General features: G+C 66.9%; 15 protein-coding genes and 1 pseudogene. 13 read left to right on the forward strand and 3 right to left on the reverse strand.

Annotation, left to right across the window (positions count from 1 at the left end):
• The 6 genes and pseudogenes from G3N99_RS20125 to G3N99_RS20150 form a co-directional block, all read left to right on the forward strand.
• Positions 1-193, forward strand: a pseudogene (locus G3N99_RS20125) (LysR family transcriptional regulator); the annotation flags it as partial.
• An 87-nt stretch (positions 194-280) separates the two neighbouring features.
• Positions 281-841 (forward strand): GNAT family N-acetyltransferase, encoded by a 561-nt coding sequence (locus tag G3N99_RS20130; protein ID WP_206123285.1) that lies wholly within the window; start codon positions 281-283, stop codon positions 839-841.
• A gap of 9 nt (positions 842-850) precedes the next feature.
• Complete coding sequence (locus tag G3N99_RS20135; protein WP_174937653.1) at positions 851-1,690, forward strand: MerR family transcriptional regulator; 840 nt, start codon at positions 851-853, stop codon at positions 1,688-1,690.
• A gap of 123 nt (positions 1,691-1,813) precedes the next feature.
• Positions 1,814-2,794, forward strand: a complete 981-nt coding sequence (locus G3N99_RS20140; protein ID WP_206123286.1) for a sulfonate ABC transporter substrate-binding protein — start codon at positions 1,814-1,816, stop codon at positions 2,792-2,794.
• A gap of 334 nt (positions 2,795-3,128) precedes the next feature.
• Positions 3,129-3,332, forward strand: a complete 204-nt coding sequence (locus tag G3N99_RS20145) for a cold-shock protein (protein ID WP_006485974.1) — start codon at positions 3,129-3,131, stop codon at positions 3,330-3,332.
• A 277-nt stretch (positions 3,333-3,609) separates the two neighbouring features.
• The gene (locus G3N99_RS20150; RefSeq protein ID WP_011354757.1) at positions 3,610-3,834 is read left to right on the forward strand and encodes a hypothetical protein; all 225 of its coding nucleotides are present in this window, start codon (positions 3,610-3,612) and stop codon (positions 3,832-3,834) included.
• A gap of 367 nt (positions 3,835-4,201) precedes the next feature.
• Here G3N99_RS20150 and G3N99_RS20155 read toward each other — a convergent pair whose 3' ends face one another.
• Positions 4,202-5,635 carry a CoA transferase gene (locus tag G3N99_RS20155; RefSeq protein ID WP_206123287.1) on the reverse strand — a complete coding sequence of 478 codons (1,434 nt, stop codon included), beginning with the start codon at positions 5,633-5,635 and terminating at the stop codon, positions 4,202-4,204.
• Between the two features lie 103 nt (positions 5,636-5,738).
• Between G3N99_RS20155 and G3N99_RS20160 the strand changes: the two genes are divergently transcribed.
• The gene (locus G3N99_RS20160) at positions 5,739-7,034 is read left to right on the forward strand and encodes a citrate synthase family protein (protein ID WP_206123292.1); all 1,296 of its coding nucleotides are present in this window, start codon (positions 5,739-5,741) and stop codon (positions 7,032-7,034) included.
• A gap of 220 nt (positions 7,035-7,254) precedes the next feature.
• On the opposite strand, the gene speB is transcribed toward G3N99_RS20160, so the two are convergent.
• Positions 7,255-8,223 (reverse strand): agmatinase, encoded by a 969-nt coding sequence (gene speB / locus G3N99_RS20165; protein WP_206123288.1) that lies wholly within the window; start codon positions 8,221-8,223, stop codon positions 7,255-7,257.
• A 427-nt stretch (positions 8,224-8,650) separates the two neighbouring features.
• Between speB and G3N99_RS20170 the strand changes: the two genes are divergently transcribed.
• The 5 genes from G3N99_RS20170 to G3N99_RS20190 all read left to right on the forward strand — a co-directional run bounded on the left by G3N99_RS20170 (position 8,651) and on the right by G3N99_RS20190 (position 13,939).
• Entirely contained in the window at positions 8,651-9,322 is a 672-nt protein-coding gene (locus G3N99_RS20170; protein ID WP_174981958.1) for a lysoplasmalogenase, read from the forward strand.
• Between the two features lie 246 nt (positions 9,323-9,568).
• Positions 9,569-11,158 carry an NAD(P)/FAD-dependent oxidoreductase gene (locus tag G3N99_RS20175; RefSeq protein ID WP_174951764.1) on the forward strand — a complete coding sequence of 530 codons (1,590 nt, stop codon included), beginning with the start codon at positions 9,569-9,571 and terminating at the stop codon, positions 11,156-11,158.
• Between the two features lie 21 nt (positions 11,159-11,179).
• Positions 11,180-12,112, forward strand: coding sequence for an SDR family oxidoreductase (locus G3N99_RS20180; RefSeq protein WP_206123289.1), 933 nt, complete (start codon positions 11,180-11,182; stop codon positions 12,110-12,112).
• Positions 12,109-13,014, forward strand: coding sequence for a metal-dependent hydrolase (locus G3N99_RS20185; RefSeq protein WP_174916582.1), 906 nt, complete (start codon positions 12,109-12,111; stop codon positions 13,012-13,014). Before G3N99_RS20180 ends, G3N99_RS20185 begins: the two co-directional genes overlap by 4 nt.
• Positions 13,015-13,018: 4 nt before the next feature.
• Entirely contained in the window at positions 13,019-13,939 is a 921-nt protein-coding gene (locus G3N99_RS20190; RefSeq protein WP_174937667.1) for an alpha/beta fold hydrolase, read from the forward strand.
• Here the strand turns inward: G3N99_RS20190 and G3N99_RS20195 are convergent.
• Positions 13,891-14,454: a putative glycolipid-binding domain-containing protein gene (locus G3N99_RS20195; protein WP_206123290.1), complete on the reverse strand. Its 564-nt coding sequence runs from the start codon at positions 14,452-14,454 to the stop codon at positions 13,891-13,893. The two genes, G3N99_RS20190 and G3N99_RS20195, sit on opposite strands and share 49 nt — an antisense overlap.
• A 256-nt stretch (positions 14,455-14,710) precedes the next feature.
• Between G3N99_RS20195 and G3N99_RS20200 the strand changes: the two genes are divergently transcribed.
• On the forward strand, positions 14,711-15,427 hold a 717-nt coding region (locus G3N99_RS20200), incomplete at its 3' end, for an urea transporter (protein WP_206123291.1).

The following is a 15,427-nucleotide window of genomic DNA, read 5'->3' on the forward strand; positions in this document are numbered from 1 at the left end:
GCCGCGGTTTCTCGTCGACGATCCGGCCGCACACGCCGGTGCGCCGCTCGTCGAGCTGACGGCCGCGCCACGTTGCGACATCGAGCGCGAGATCTGGCTCGTGGTCCACCCGGACGTGCGCCGGTCGCCGCGCGTGCAGCGTGTCGCCGATGCGATCGCCGAGGCCGTGCACGCGGCGGACGGCCGACTGTAGGCAGCCGCCTCCGCACACGGCTTTGCCACGCGCTCCAGCGGCCGGCATAGTAGCGGTTTGCGTTCTGAATTCGCCGGACCCGCCGCCATGCCCACCGCCCCCGCCTGCGTCGTTCGCGACGCGACCGACGCCGACCTCGATGCGATCCACGCGATCTATGCGCACCACGTGCACCACAGCGTCGCGTCGTTCGAGGAAACGCCGCCCGACGTCGCCGAATTGCGCGCACGCCGCGACGCAGTGCTGCGCCACGCGCTGCCGTACCTCGTCGCCGAATGCGACGGCCGCGTGGCCGGCTACGCGTACGCGACGCCGTACCGCACCCGCAGCGCGTACCGTTTCACGATCGAGGATTCGATCTACATCGACGACGCCCAGCGCGGACGCGGGATCGGCCGCGCGCTGCTCGCCGCGCTGATCGAACGCTGCGAGGCCGGCCCGTGGCGGCAGATGATCGCGGTGATTGCCGACGGCGGCACCGGCGGCTCGACGTCGCTGCATCGCGCGTTCGGCTTCGAGCCGGCCGGCATGCTGAAGGCGGCCGGTTTCAAGCACGGCCGCTGGATCGATACGGCGCTGCTGCAGCGCCCGCTCGGCGAAGGCGCACGCACGCTCCCCGTCTCGCCCGAGCCTGCCACGTCGCGCTAGAATGGCCGCATGTCAAAACAGACTCATTCCACACCCGACGAGGCGGCGCCGGACTCCCGCAACGAGTACACGGTCGACGAACTCGCGCGCGTGTCCGACACGACCGTGCGCAATGTCCGCGCGTACCAGGATCGCGGGTTGCTCGCGCCGCCGGAAAAGCGCGGCCGCGTCGGCATCTATGACGACACGCACGTCGCGCGCCTGAAGCTGATCAACCACCTGCTCGCGCGCGGCTACACGCTGTCGAACATCCAGGACCTGATCAAGGCGATCGACGAAGGCCACGACCTGCGCTCGATCCTCGGCCTCGAAAACGCGATCGGCGGCCGCTGGTCGCACGAGCTGCCGAAGACCTATTCGCTCGCCGCGCTCGCGCAGATGTTCGGCCCGCAGGCGACCACGCAACTGTCGCGCGTGACCGAACTCGGCCTGCTCGAACGGCGCGGCCTGTCGTTCGTCGCAAAGAGCCCCGCACTGCTCGAAGCAGCCGCCGCGATGACGAAGGAAGGCATCCCGCCGCGCGAGTTGCTCGACGTGATCAGCCTCGCGCGGCCGCATTTCGACGCGATCGCGCGACTGCTCGTCGATCTCGTCGTGAAGCGGCTCGACCGCTACGACGCCGGCACGCTGCCGCCCGCCACCGACGTGCCCGAACTGGTCGATGCGATCTGGCGCCTGCGGCCGCTCGCGGCTGTGTTCGTCGAAGGCGAGACGAACCGCGCGCTGGAAACCGCGGCGAGCGCGTATCTCGGCGGCCGCGTTGCGACGATCCTCGACAAGAAGCTCAGCGACGAGGCCGCGCGACAGTCCGGCACACCGGCATCGAAAGACGACAGCGACGAAGCATAGGCGCGCCGCCGTCATATTGATATCGGCAATGCTTCGTTTGCGGGCGTGATCGCCCATGCGACGATTCTTCCAACCGAGCGGCACCACCGCTCACCCGAAGACGTTTTGCATGGAGTCCGTTCGATGATTCGTTTCACCCGCTGGATCGCGCGCACCGCCGCCGTCACGCTCGTCGCGCTGTCCGCCGCGTCGGCCTTCGCGCAAGGCGGCGCCGACAAGGTCGTGCGCATCGGCTACCAGAAGGCCGGCCTGCTGTCGGTCATCAAGGCGCAAGGCTCGCTCGAAGCGCGGCTCAAGCCGCTCGGCTATGGCGTGCAGTGGTTCGAATTCCCGGCCGGCCCGCAACTGCTCGAGGCGCTGAACGCAAACAGCATCGACTTCGGCTATACGGGTGCGCCGCCGCCCGTGTTCGCGCAGGCGGCCGGCGTGCACTTCGTCTATGTCGGCGCGGAACCGCCGGCGCCGCACAACGAAGCCGTGGTCGTGAAGGCCGATTCGCCGATCCGCTCGGTCGCCGGCCTGCGCGGCAAGAAGATCGCACTGCAGAAGGGCTCGAGCGCGAACTACCTGCTGCTCGAAGCGCTGAAGAAGGCCGGAGTGCGCTACGACGAAATCCGCCCCGTGTACCTTGCGCCGGCCGATGCACGCGCCGCGTTCGAGAGCGGCAACGTCGATGCATGGGTCGTCTGGGATCCGTACTATGCAGCCGCGCAAGACGCGCTGAAGGTGCGTACGCTGTCCGACTACACGGGCCTCTCGGCGACCAACAACTTCTACGAAGCGACGCGGGACTTCGCGCAGCAGCATCCCGACGTGGTCGGCGCGATCATGAAGCAGGCGCGCGAGACGGGCCAGTGGGTCAACACGCATCCGGCCGACACGGCCGCGCTGATCGCACCGAAGGTCGGCCTGCCGCAGCCGCTCGTCGAAACGTGGATCAAGCGCGTCCCGTTCGGTGCGGTGCCGCTCGACGACAAGATCGTCGCGGCCCAGCAAGGTGTCGCCGATGCGTTTTATGCGGCGAAGCTGATTCCGCAGAAGCTGAGCGTGGCCGACAACGCATGGGTCGATAAAAGCGTGCAGAGTGCGCTCGCGGCGAAGTAGCGGGAACAAAGCGCGCATGGTGTCGAAGAGGCCGACGGACACACGACTCGTCGGCCTTACCCGCGCGTCATGCCGGGTAGCGCGCGCAGTCCGGCAGCCAGGCAGGGCCACATCGCTTCATCCGCCAATCCGACCGCCCGAAGAAACAGTTACAAAGTAGCGATTGACGCCGGCACCGCCCAGCGGTTAGTGTATCGTCCGAAGTTCAAGAAGTCCGATTGCTGTTCATCAATTGATCGCTCCTCAGCGGTATTCGTTGTCCACTCCCTCCTTGATGCTTCACGCGCTCGTTTACAGAGCAAATCTTCGTTTATTTTTTTCTCAAGGAATCTTCATGGATACCGGTATCGTCAAGTGGTTCAACGACAGCAAAGGCTTTGGCTTCATCACGCCCGACAACGGCGGCGACGACCTGTTCGCCCACTTCTCGGAAATTCGCGCCGACGGCTTCAAGACGCTGGCTGAAAATCAGAAGGTGAGCTTCGAAACGAAGCAAGGCCCGAAGGGTCTGCAAGCGGCCAACATCAAGCCGCTGTAAAGTTTGAAGGACCCGGCCTCCCGTAACGGATGCCGGGTTGCAGCGACATCCTCGCGGAGATTGATCTCCCAAAGTTGGCGCGATTGCTCATAGCTGCATCGGTTCATTCAGCAGCTCGCCGAGCGCCACACGCCTCGTTGCACTTCATTCCCCCTCAGGCTGCCAAGCCCTTTTTCGCTTTACGACTGCTTCAGATTCAGCTCGCAATGGCTGTGAATCGGCGTACCCGTGCACATTTGGCACGGCACGCGCGCACTCGAACATTATTAAAATTAAAATGCAGAACAACCAAATTCAACAATACAACGGCTATGCCGTTCAACCCTCGGCGCATCGTTTGCCCGACGGTAGTTTTTCATCCAACCTGCTGCTTGAACGCGCCGGTAGCCCACGCACCGAAGGCCGCTACCAGTTCTATTCGCTCGACTACTTCACGAGTGAGGAGCAGGCGTTGCAGCATTCGGCCCGCTGGGCACGCAACTGGGTCGACACGCGCGGTTAAGGGCAACGCCCGGCCCTCGATCCAGCAATGCACAACGCGCCGGCGGTCTGCGCCGGCCTACCTGTTTCACTAGCCCGCCCCCTCTCCGCCGGTCGCGATGACCGCGATATCCAGGGTTTCGAACCGCTCGACCAGCGTATTCCGAACGCGTTCCGTCCGATCAGGCAGGCCCTGGTCGGCAGCCAGGGCGCGGCGGGCACGCATCGGGAAACACGCCGCCGATCACTTCGGCCGCGTGTTCCAGCGTGTTCGTGCACTGTCCGATGATGACGACCTGCGCATGGCACCAGGCGAAATGCATCGCCGTGGCCAGGTCGATTCCCGTCCCGACGCCACTCACCGACACCCGACGATTCATCGCACCGCCTCAAAGATCGCGGTTCGAAGACAACCACTCGGGTTCATACGCCCCCAGCGCACGCGCCGGATAAAGCCAACGGAGCGGCGCATCGTCGATCTGCACTGGCGGAAGGAGCCGGGATGCCGGCCCCCACGACGTCGGTTCGACGTGTTCCGCGCGATCACGTTGACCGTCGGCGACCAGTTCGACTACCTCGCTCATGGGCTCCGACCGCAACTGCAACTCGGCCGCCGTACGCGCCAGCGAAGCGCGAACCTCGGTACCGACGCCCTCTTTCATTCGTGTCGTCAGCCCGCGGATGGCGGCCGTCGCCATCAGGTAGCCCGTCGCATGATCGATGGCCTGAACGGGCAGGTTCACCGGTTCATCGCCGTCCGCCATGCGCATGCCCGCCTCGGCGATGCCCGTGCTCATTTGAATGAGGCTGTCGAAGCCGCGCCGGCAGCGCCATTCACCGCTCCAGCCGTAAGCGTCGAGCGACACGTCGATGAGCGCAGGATTCAGTTCGTGCCGATGTGCAGCATCGAGTCCGAGGCGCGCCAGCGCATCGGCCCGATAACCGTGCACGACGATATCGGCGCTGCCGAGCAACTGCTTGAGCGTATCGAGATCCGCGGCATCCTTCAGGTTCAGCCGCGCACACCGCTTGCCGAGGACGACCTCGGGTACCGTGCCCGGTTCTTCCCAGCCGTACGGATCGATGCGCAGCACGTCGGCGCCCAGGCCCGCAAGAAACCGTGTCGCCACGGGGCCGGCGAGAATGCGCGTCAGGTCGAGCACGCGAATGCCGCGCAACGGCCGGTCTTTCGAAGGTCGCCACGCATGCGCGACGGCATCGGTCGCGGCATGAACGTGCAGCAACGGTTCGGTTGCAACCGCCTTGCCTTGCGGATGCCCGGCCCACTCCTGCGCCGAGTACATCGCCGCAGCACAACCGCCGCGTTCGACGATCGCTTGCTCGAGCGCGCCTGCATCCCAGCGATTCACCGCTTGCGCGACCGACGGTGCATCGGCGGCGCAGTCGAGCACCGACAAGGCGGCCAGTCGATGATGCGGCGCGTTGGTGTGCAACCGGATCCAGCGATCGCGCGCCCGATAGTTGCCGGCCACCGGATCCCACTGAGGCGGCATCGTCCAGCCCTGCGGACGCAGCGACGTGCCGAACCACAGCGACGCCATGCGCCGGTCGACCCGAACCGCCGGCAACGTTCCGGTCGACGCATGCAGCAATTCGGCAACGGACGTCCCGGCCGCGCCGATCGCCGCCGTGGCCAGGTCGGTTACGCGAAATGCCGAGACCAGCTCGCCCGAGCCGCTGAAGCCGCACGACTCGAGGAACGCCGGAGACCCACCCGCCGCCAGCCAGAACGCCCGCAGATGACGCAACGCCCGATCCTCATCGGCCGCGGCTCGTTCTCTCGACATTTGATCGATATGCATGTTCGCCTCGCATGAATTGGGTGAGGCAAAGATCGTCTCGCTCGCATTTGCTGTCAACGTTGATTATCCTGATCAACCTGTCGAACGATTTCCCCTGCGCACGATGTCGAACTACCTGAATTCGACCGAAGCCGCGGCAAGGCTCCGTGTCTCGCGGCAAACCCTCTATGCGTACGTCAGCCGCGGCCTGCTTCGCGCGGAACCGGGCAGCAGTCACCGAGAAAGCCGCTACCTCGCGGCCGACGTCGACCGGCTCGCCGATCAACGTGCACGTGGCCACAAGCCGAAGGAAGTGGCGAAGGCCGCGCTGAACTGGGGCTCGCCCGTGCTCGAATCGAGCATCACGTTGATCGACGGCGGCCGGCTCTTCTATCGCGGTGTGGATGCACTCGATCTCGCTGCCCGCGCGAGTCTCGAGGATGTCGCGGCGCTGCTGTGGCAATGCGACGAGCAGACCGCTTTCGGTCGTCACGTGCCCACGACGCCCTCAGTACTGCGAACACTCTTCAGGCACTACGACAAGCAACGCGCCGAGCAGGCGCTGCTGCCGCTCTTCACCGTCGCAAGCGAGGACACGCCAACGGCGATCTGGCATCAGTCGGCCGATCGCCAGGCGCAGGGCTGTGGCGATATCGTGCGGATCCTGGCGGCATGCCTGCTGCGCACCCGGATCGATACCGCACCCATCCACGAGCAATGCGCACGGGCATGGGGCGTCGGGCCTGCGGGCGCCGAATTGATCAGGATGGCGCTCGTGCTGTGCGCGGATCACGAACTGAACGCTTCGAGCTTCACGGGGCGATGCATCGCGTCGACGAATGCGAGCTTGCGGGCCGTCGTGGTCGGCGGCCTGGCCGGCCTGTCGGGCGAGCGGCACGGCGCCACCACCGCGCGTGGCGAAGCGCTGTGGGACGAGCTGGGTAACAAGGACGTCGAGCAAAAAATGAGCGAGCGTCTCGCCCGGGGAGACGGCTTGCCGGGCTTCGGACATGCGCTCTATCCCGACGGCGACGTGCGCGCGACGTATCTGTTGTCGCGGATCCTGCCGCGTCATCCCCAATGGAAAAGGATGATCGATGCAGGGAGCGCGCTCGTCGGCCAGAAGCCCTCGCTGGATCTGGCGCTGGTGGCACTACGCAGACATTTGCGGCTTCCCGTCGGCGCCGCATTCGGGCTGTTCGCGCTTGGCCGCTCGATCGGCTGGATCGCGCATGGGCTGGAGCAGCGCGAGCAATCCGATCTCATCAGGCCGCGCGCGGTCTATACGGGGACGTGGCCCGATGGCGCCGGCGCCGGGGCGGATCACGCACGATCCCGCGGACGATCGGGAAAGCAGCAAACAACGCAAGCTGCCGCGCCGAAAGACGACATGCTTGCCGCTTTTTTCAGGAGCCGATAGCTTTTCGCTTGATGTGATGACGTCGGCGTACATCATCGATGACACGCCGACGCTTCGCTGGTGAACGGAAGCAGCAACCTGCTGACGTTTCGCGGATATCGTCAACGGGTCGGCAAGGCCCCTGCCTGGAAATCCGCGAAGACTTCCTTCGCCGGCCCCATGGCATGCGAACGGCAGCCGCGCACCAATCCGGCGATGCGCGCCTGCCCGACATGCTGACTTACTTCAGCGCCCCCGCCACCTTCTTCTGCCGCCACAGACACAGCAAGTCACACGCAACATGCGCGGCCGCGATCGCCGTGATATCCGCGTGGTCGTACGCGGGCGCAACCTCGACCACATCCGCGCCGACCAGGTTCACCGCGCCGAGCCCGCGCACGATCGCGAGCGCCTGCGCCGACGACAGCCCGCCCGCGACCGGTGTGCCCGTGCCAGGCGCGAACGCCGGATCGAGGCAGTCGATATCGAAAGTCAGGTAAGCGGGCCGCGCGCCGACGATATCGACGATCCGCTCGACCGCCGCGCGCGATCCATGGTCATGCGCCCACGCCGCATCGAGCCGCTCGATCCCGAGAAAATCATCGTTCCACGTGCGAATCCCGACCTGCACCGACGTCGCCGGATCGATCAGCCCTTCCTTCACGGCCTTGTAGAACATCGTCCCGTGATTGAGGCTGTCCGGATCGTCGTCGGCCCACGTGTCGCAGTGCGCGTCGAAATGGATCAGCGACAGCGGCTTGCCGTAGCGCTCCGCATGCGCGACCAGCAGCGGATACGTGATGTAGTGGTCGCCGCCGAGCGTCAGCATCTTCGCGCCGGAACCGAGGATCGTGCGCGCATGCTCGACGATCGCGGGCTTGATCGACAGCGGGTTGTGCGCATCGAACCAGCAGTCGCCGTAGTCGACGGCCGCGAGATCGTCGAACGGGTTGAAGCCCCACGGATACGGATGAAGTTCCGCGAGCTGCACGCTCGCCGCGCGGATCGCAGCCGGGCCGAGCCGCGCGCCGGAGCGGTAGGTCGTCGCGAGGTCGAGCGGCACGCCGGAGATCGCGACGTCGACGCCGTCGAGCTCCCGCGAATAGTTGCGGCGCATGAACGACAGCACGCCCGCATAGGTGTTTTCGATCGACGAGCCGTACGGCGTCGTGCGACGGATCGCGCCGTCGCCGTGGAGAAGTTCGGTCATGGTCGGACCTGTTTTCGTGGGGAGGCCAGCCCGCCCCGCTTCGCATGAGCGCACGGGCCGGGCACGGCATGGATTCATCGGACACGCACCGGCTTGCGCATCCAGTCGCGCGGCCGGGCGGAACAACGACAGCGACAACCACATCGACAACGGCAATACCGCGGCGATCATAGCAAGCCGAATTGAAGTCGTTGCCCCGGTTCAACCGGGGCAACGCGCGGAGAAATCCGGCGGCCGCGCCCAGGCATCGGGGCCCGCGATCGCCGGATCGATGCGCTGGCGGGCAAGCCGGTGCACGGCGATCCCGGCCGTTTCCTAGAAGGATTCGCCGGTTTTACCACGCCCTTTCTTCCGGATAATGGCCGACAGCCGCGCCCTCGACGGCGCGCCGTCCACCGCAGACAACAACAAACCGGAGACACCCGCCTTGATCGCCACGCTTCCCGCCACCTACCGCCGGCTCTGGCCGCTCGCCGTCGTCGCCGCGCTGCTGTACGGGCTGTCGCTCGCCGCCGCGCCCTATCCCGGCCAGGCCGCCGCGAAAGCCGCGATGGGGATCCTGCTGCTCGCGGCGGGCAGCACCTGCGCCGCGCCGCGCGAACGCGCGTGGCTGTGCGCGGCGCTCGTGACGGCCGTGCTCGGCGACGTGCTGCTCGCACTGCCCGACTGGCCGCTGTCGTTCGTCCTCGGCCTCGGCGCATTCCTGCTCACGCACGTGTGCTATTGCGCGATCTTCATGCGCTGGCGCGCCCGGCCGCACGGCTGGCGCATCGTTGCACTCGTCGGGCTGTGGATCGCCGCGCCGGCGTTCTACGCGGCGTTCTTCCCGCACCTCGGCGAGTTGCTGGCACCGGTCGCCGTCTACATGCTCGTGCTGTGCGTGATGGCGAGCTTCGCGCTCGCCGCCCACACGCGCGGCCCGCTGGTGGCCATCGGCAGCCTGATCTTCGTCGGCTCCGATACGCTGATCGGCGTCGGCCGCTTCCTCGGCGGCTTTCCGGGCATCGACTACCTGATCTGGGGCCTCTATGCGCTCGCGCAGGTCACGATCGTGGCCGGGGTTTTCCATGAGACGGCGGCCCGATCGATCCGTCCCTGATACTGTTTCAAACAGACCGCCGCGCACCGGCGGTCTCGCCTGCTCCCTCTCTCGCCCTGTCGACGGCCGTTTCCGCGTATCCCGCGATGCGGAAACCGGCCCGTTCCAAACCCCGCTCAGCCTTTTCCCGTCTGGCTTCCGGCCCTTAGAGCGCCGCTTCTAGCCTCTTGCGGTTTCCGGGTTCACCCACTATCGTTACATCAAACAATGTAACATTCGAAAATGAGCCAAATCGGAGACACCCGGATGAATGCTCGCACGTTGCCTTTCGGTCCGCCCGGCCACGACGGCCTGGACGAAACCATCGACATCGCCATCATCGGCACCGGCTTCGCCGGCCTCGGGATGGCAATCCGCCTGCGGCAAACAGGCGTGACCGACTTCGTCGTCCTCGAGAAGGCCGCGTCGGTCGGCGGCACGTGGCGCGACAATCATTACCCCGGGTGTGCATGCGACGTGCAATCGCACGTCTATTCGTTCTCGTTCGCGCCGAACCCACGCTGGACGCGCATGTTCGCGCCGCAGCCGGAGATCCGCGCCTATCTGGAAGACTGCGTGCAGCGCTTCGGGATCGGCGCGCACCTGCGCCTGAACCACGAACTGCAGCGCGCCGAGTACGACGAGGCCGCGCAACGCTGGCGCCTCACGTTCGCGAACGGCAAGCGGCTGTCCGCGCGCGTGCTGGTGTCAGGGATGGGCGGGCTGTCGCGGGCCGCGCTGCCGTCGATTCCCGGCGTCGAGAACTTCAAGGGCCGCGCGTTCCACTCGCAGCAGTGGGATCACGACTATGCGCTGGAAGGCAAGCGCGTCGCGGTGATCGGCACCGGCGCGAGCGCGATCCAGTTCGTGCCGCAGATCGCGCCGCGCGTGAAGGAACTCGCACTGTTCCAGCGCACGCCGCCGTGGATCATGCCGAAGCCCGACCGCAACCTGACCGGGCTCGAGAAATGGCTGTTCCGCACGCTGCCGTTCACGCAGAAGGCCGTGCGCAGCAGCATCTACTGGATGCTCGAATCGCGCGTGCTCGGCTTCGCGATCCATCCGTCACTGATGAAGAACGTGCAGAAGCTCGCGCTGCGCCACATCCGCAAGCAGATTCCCGATCCGGAGCTGCGCAAGACCGTCACGCCGAACTACACGCTCGGCTGCAAGCGCGTGCTGATCTCGAACGACTACTACCCGGCGCTGTCGCGCAAGAACGTCGACGTGATCACGACCGGCATCGACCACATCGAAGCCGACGCGGTCGTGACGACCGACGGCCAGCGCCATGAAGTCGACTGCCTGATCTACGGTACCGGCTTCCAGGTGGCCGATCCGTATCCGCGCGGCGCGATCATCGGCCGCGGCGGGCTCGACATCGTCGACGCATGGCGCGACGGCGCGCACGCGTACCTCGGCTCGACGCTGCCCGGCTACCCGAACTTCTTCATGATCGTCGGCCCGAACACGGGCCTCGGCCACAACTCGATGGTGTTCATGATCGAGTCGCAGATCGAGTACATCCTCGGCGCACTGCAGGCGATGCGTCGCGAACGTGCGGATGCGCTTGAGGTGCGCCCGCTCGTCGAGGCGCAGTTCAACAGCGACCTGCAGGGCCGGCTCAAGAAGGCGATCTGGTCGACGGGCGGCTGCAAGAGCTGGTACCTCGATCCGCGCACCGGCAAGAACACGACGCTGTGGCCGGGCTTCACGTGGCGCTTCCGCCAGGCGACCGCGCACTTCTCGATCGCCGACTACCACGCGTATCGCGCGCCGCAACACGACACGACCGCGCGGCCCGCCGCCGCGCCCGCCGCTTCCGCTTCGACTTCCACGTCCGCCGAAGCGGCCTGAGCCAGACAAGGAGCAACCGACATGAGAGATTTCGCCAACAAGGTCGCCGCGATCACGGGCGCCGGCTCGGGCATGGGCCGCTCGCTCGCGATTCAGCTCGCGCAGGCCGGCTGCCACGTATCGCTCGCCGACAAGAACGCCGTCGGCCTCGCCGAAACCGAGCGGATCGTCCGCACGATCGCGCCGAACGTGCGCGTGTCGACGCGCGTGCTGGATGTCGGCGACCGCGACGCGATGTTCGCGTGGGCCGACGACACCGCGAAAGAGCACGGCAAGGTCAACCTGATCTTCAACAACGCGGGCGTCGCGCTGTCGAGCACGATCGAAGGGATGGAATACAGCGATCTCGAGTGGATCGTGAACATCAACTTCTGGGGCGTCGTGCACGGCACGAAGGCGTTCCTGCCGCACCTGAAGGCATCGGGCGACGGCCACGTGATCAACACGTCGAGCATCTTCGGGATCTTCGCGCAGCCGGGCATGAGCGGCTACAACGCGACCAAGTTCGCGGTGCGCGGCTTCACCGAATCGCTGCGCCAGGAACTCGACATGATGAAGTGCGGCGTATCGGCGACCTGCGTGCATCCGGGCGGCATCCGCACGAACATCGCGCAATCGAGCCGTGTCGCGAAGAACATGGTCGGCTTCATCGTCGAGAGCGAACAGCAAGGCAAGGACAGCTTCGAGAAGTTCTTCATCACGACCGCCGACGACGCCGCACGCACGATCCTCGCCGGCGTGCGCAAGAACAAGCGCCGCGTGCTGATCGGCCGCGACGCGAAGGGTGCGGACTGGATGGCGCGCATCCTGCCGTCCGCGTACCAGGCGCTCGTCGTGCTCGCGACGCGCCGCGAGGCCGCGAAGGCCCGCCGCGCCGCACGCGGCACGCCGGCGGGCGCGCCGCTGCACGCCACCTACAACAATGCAGGCAACCAGGGAGGAGAACAATCATGACGACCCCGAACATGATGCCCGTGCGGCGCGACATCCGTTTCGCGCTGCCCCCCGAACGCGCGCGCGACTGGCACGTGCAGGGCGTGCCCGTCACGCACTTCATGAACGCGCTGTCGCTGCTGTTCCCGGCCGGCGAACGCTTCTTCATGGATTCGGTGCGCAACTACCGCGACCAGATCGAGGATCCCGAACTGAAGAAGCAGGTGCTCGGCTTCATCGGCCAGGAAGCGATGCACACGCGCGAGCACATCGAATACAACGACCTGCTGCAGTCGTCCGGCCTGCCCGCGCACAAGCTCGACAAGCGCCTGTGGACGATCCTCGGCTGGTTCAAGAAGGTGCTGCCGCATTCGATGCAGCTCGCGATCACGATCGCGCTCGAGCACTACACGGCGATCCTCGCGAACCAGCTGCTGTCGGGCCACGAGCACCGCATCGACGGCTCGGTCGAAGGCTACCAGCAGATGTGGATGTGGCATGCGATGGAGGAAACCGAGCACAAGGCGGTGTCGTACGACGTATGGACCACCGTGATGAAGCCGGGCCTCGGCAGCTACCTGCTGCGCACGGGCACGATGCTGACGACGACCGTGTTCTTCTGGACCATCGTGTTCGACTTCCACGTGCGCCTGATGCGTGCGCACCGTCGCGAGCACGGCAAGTTCGGCGGCATGTGGCGCCTCGTGAAGTATCTGTACAGCCCGAAGCACGGCGTGTTCCCGAGCATCGCGCGCGAATGGCTCGACTACTTCCGCCCGGGCTTCCACCCGTGGGACCACGACAACCATCAGTACCTGCAGGGGCTCGACACGCTGCTCGAGAACATCGACGCGACCAACGCGCGCTACGCGGCGCAAGCCGCCCCGCGCCGCGTGCCGCTGCACCCGGTTCCGCAGGCATGACGCCATGTCGCGCGCCCACGAGATGCTGACCGTCCAGTCCGGCGACGTGAAACTCGCCGTCTACGTAAGCGGGTCGCGTCGCGCCCCGCCGCTGATCCTCGTGCACGGCTACCCGGATTCGGCGGCCGTGTGGGCGCCGATCCGCGCGCGGCTCGCGAAGCGCTACCGCGTGATCGCGTACGACGTGCGCGGCGCCGGTGCGTCCGATGCGCCGCGCCGCCGCGCCGACTACACGCTCGAACGGCTCGCCGCCGACCTGAAAGCGGTGGCCGACGCAACCTGCGGCGGCCGGCCGTTCCATCTCGTCGGCCACGACTGGGGGTCGATCCAGTGCTGGGAGGCCGTGACCGACCCCGCGTTCCGCGGCCGGATCGCGTCGTACACGTCGATCTCGGGCCCGTGCCTCGATCACGTGTTCCGCGCGAAGATGCGGCTCAAGCAGAGCCTGAAGTCGTGGTACATCGCGTTCTTCCACCTGCCGCTCGTACCGTCACTGGTGTGGCGGCTCGGCGGTGCGGCATTGTGGCCGCGCTGGCTGCAGCTCACCGAGCGCGTGCGGGCCGAGCGCGATCCCGTGCAACTGAAGAACGCGCTGAACGGCCTGCAGCTGTACCGCGCGAACTTCATCGCACGGGCACGCAAGCCGCGTGAACGGTACGCGCAGGCGCCCGTGCAGATCCTGGTACCGGTGCGCGACCGCTACGTGACGCCCGAGATGTCGGTCGACCTCGACCGCTGGCTCGGCGACCACGTGCGCGAGGAAATCGACGGCACGCACTGGATCGTGCTGCGTCATCCCGACATGATCGCGTCGCGGATCGACCGCTTCGCGTCCGCGCAGGAGCGGCCGGCGCTCGCCCCGGCCGCGGCCAGGGTTCAGCGCACCGCGGGCGCCGCCGGCAGGCGTCTGAACAGCGTCTCGTAATCGACGACGAGCCCGTCGTCGTCGATCTCCATCTCGGCCGTGAAGTCGCGGAAGATTCCTTCGTAGCGGTAGCGCCGGCCCAGCTCGAGGCACGCATAGGCCTGCTTGACCGGCGTGACCTTCAGGTCCGGCGTCGAGATGTACGCGACGTCGATCGGCCGCCGCTCGCCGCGCGCGAGCCCGAGACGGCCGATCGGCAGCGAATTCGTGAACGGCGTCGCCGCGATGTCGATGTCGATGCAGCCATCGAGTTCCGGCAGTGCGCGGCCTGAGCCGTCGTGCCAGTGGCCGGCGCCGTCGCTGCGCAGTTCGAGCGTGGCGCCGCCCATCACCTTGAGCACCGCACAGGTCACGTGCCAGTGCGCATCGCACTCGACGCGATACGCGAGCCCGTACGCACGGCCGTACCGCTGGCCGACCACCGCGCTTTCGACGACGATCCCGCCGCCGCTCCGGTCGAACGTCAGATGTTCGACCCCGTCGCCTTCGAGCGACGCCCAACGCACTTCGCGCATCTTTCCGCCTCCCGGTTTTCCCGATGCGGGACATCGTGGCACAAATCCCCCGACCACAACGCCAGCCGCCGCCCGAATGCACGAGCGGTGCGAACAACGCCCCTGAATACGCCAACGGAGCGGCGCTCAAGCACCGGGGATTCTCCGCATTCCCCGATCTGGTGCACCGCCCACAAATCCTGACTATCCAGAATTCCCTATTCCGGTGCATGGAATTGTGTCCTATGCTCGCGGCTCGTCCTGTTCCGCCGCCATCATGCCTACCGCCCGCCCCGCCTCGCCGTCGATCGACCTGCGTATCCTGCTGCGCGGCATCGGGCAAATCGTGCTGCAGGCAAATGCGCTCACCGGCGCGCTGCTGCTCGCCGCGCTGGCGCTGACCGACCTGCGGCTCGCGAGCGCGGCGCTGGTCGGCTCGGCCGCCGCCAGCATGACCGCCGTGCTGACGGGCGCCGAGGGCCGCGACGTCGAACAGGGGCTGCACGGCTTCAACGGCGCGCTCGCCGCACTGATCGCCGTGCTGTTCGCGCCCTTTTCGCTGGCCGCCGTCGCGCTGGTACCGTTGGCCTCGATCGGTGCGGCGCTCGTGCAGCGCGCGATGCGTGGACCGCTCGCCCGCTGGCGCCAGTGCCCGTATTCGAGCCCGTGCCTCGTCGTCACCGCGCTGTGGCTGCCGTTTGTCGCATTGCAGCATGCAAGTGGCGCGACGGCCGGTCCGGCGCTGACGCTTGCTTCCACCGCCGACGCCCTTCTTTCAGGCGTCGCGCAGACCACTTTCGCGCAAGGCGCGTGGGCCGGCGCGCTGATCGTCGCCGGCCTCGCCATCGCATCGCGCCGCGCCGCCGCGTACGCGCTCGGCGGTGCGCTGGTATCGACCGTGCTGCTGGTTGCGCTCGGCGCCAGCGGCGCATCGTTCGCCGACGGACTGCTCGGCTTCAACGGCGCACTCGCCGCGCTCGCGCTGATGACGCGC

Origin of the sequence: Burkholderia sp. Ac-20392, assembly GCF_017104585.1 — a bacterium.
Taxonomy (GTDB): domain Bacteria; phylum Pseudomonadota; class Gammaproteobacteria; order Burkholderiales; family Burkholderiaceae; genus Burkholderia; species Burkholderia lata.

Excerpts from the sequence above, each read along its gene's own strand:
- G3N99_RS20190 (WP_174937667.1), top strand. The coding sequence starts at position 13,019 with ATGTCGCGCGCCCACGAGATGCTGACCGTCCAGTCCGGCGACGTGAAA.
- G3N99_RS20150 (WP_011354757.1), top strand. The coding sequence starts at position 3,610 with ATGCAGAACAACCAAATTCAACAATACAACGGCTATGCCGTTCAACCC.
- G3N99_RS20160 (WP_206123292.1), top strand. The coding sequence starts at position 5,739 with ATGTCGAACTACCTGAATTCGACCGAAGCCGCGGCAAGGCTCCGTGTC.
- G3N99_RS20155 (WP_206123287.1), bottom strand. The coding sequence starts at position 5,635 with ATGCATATCGATCAAATGTCGAGAGAACGAGCCGCGGCCGATGAGGAT.
- G3N99_RS20145 (WP_006485974.1), top strand. The coding sequence starts at position 3,129 with ATGGATACCGGTATCGTCAAGTGGTTCAACGACAGCAAAGGCTTTGGC.
- G3N99_RS20140 (WP_206123286.1), top strand. The coding sequence starts at position 1,814 with ATGATTCGTTTCACCCGCTGGATCGCGCGCACCGCCGCCGTCACGCTC.
- G3N99_RS20180 (WP_206123289.1), top strand. The coding sequence starts at position 11,180 with ATGAGAGATTTCGCCAACAAGGTCGCCGCGATCACGGGCGCCGGCTCG.
- G3N99_RS20135 (WP_174937653.1), top strand. The coding sequence starts at position 851 with ATGTCAAAACAGACTCATTCCACACCCGACGAGGCGGCGCCGGACTCC.
- speB (WP_206123288.1), bottom strand. The coding sequence starts at position 8,223 with ATGACCGAACTTCTCCACGGCGACGGCGCGATCCGTCGCACGACGCCG.
- G3N99_RS20130 (WP_206123285.1), top strand. The coding sequence starts at position 281 with ATGCCCACCGCCCCCGCCTGCGTCGTTCGCGACGCGACCGACGCCGAC.
- G3N99_RS20185 (WP_174916582.1), top strand. The coding sequence starts at position 12,109 with ATGACGACCCCGAACATGATGCCCGTGCGGCGCGACATCCGTTTCGCG.
- G3N99_RS20195 (WP_206123290.1), bottom strand. The coding sequence starts at position 14,454 with ATGCGCGAAGTGCGTTGGGCGTCGCTCGAAGGCGACGGGGTCGAACAT.
- G3N99_RS20175 (WP_174951764.1), top strand. The coding sequence starts at position 9,569 with ATGAATGCTCGCACGTTGCCTTTCGGTCCGCCCGGCCACGACGGCCTG.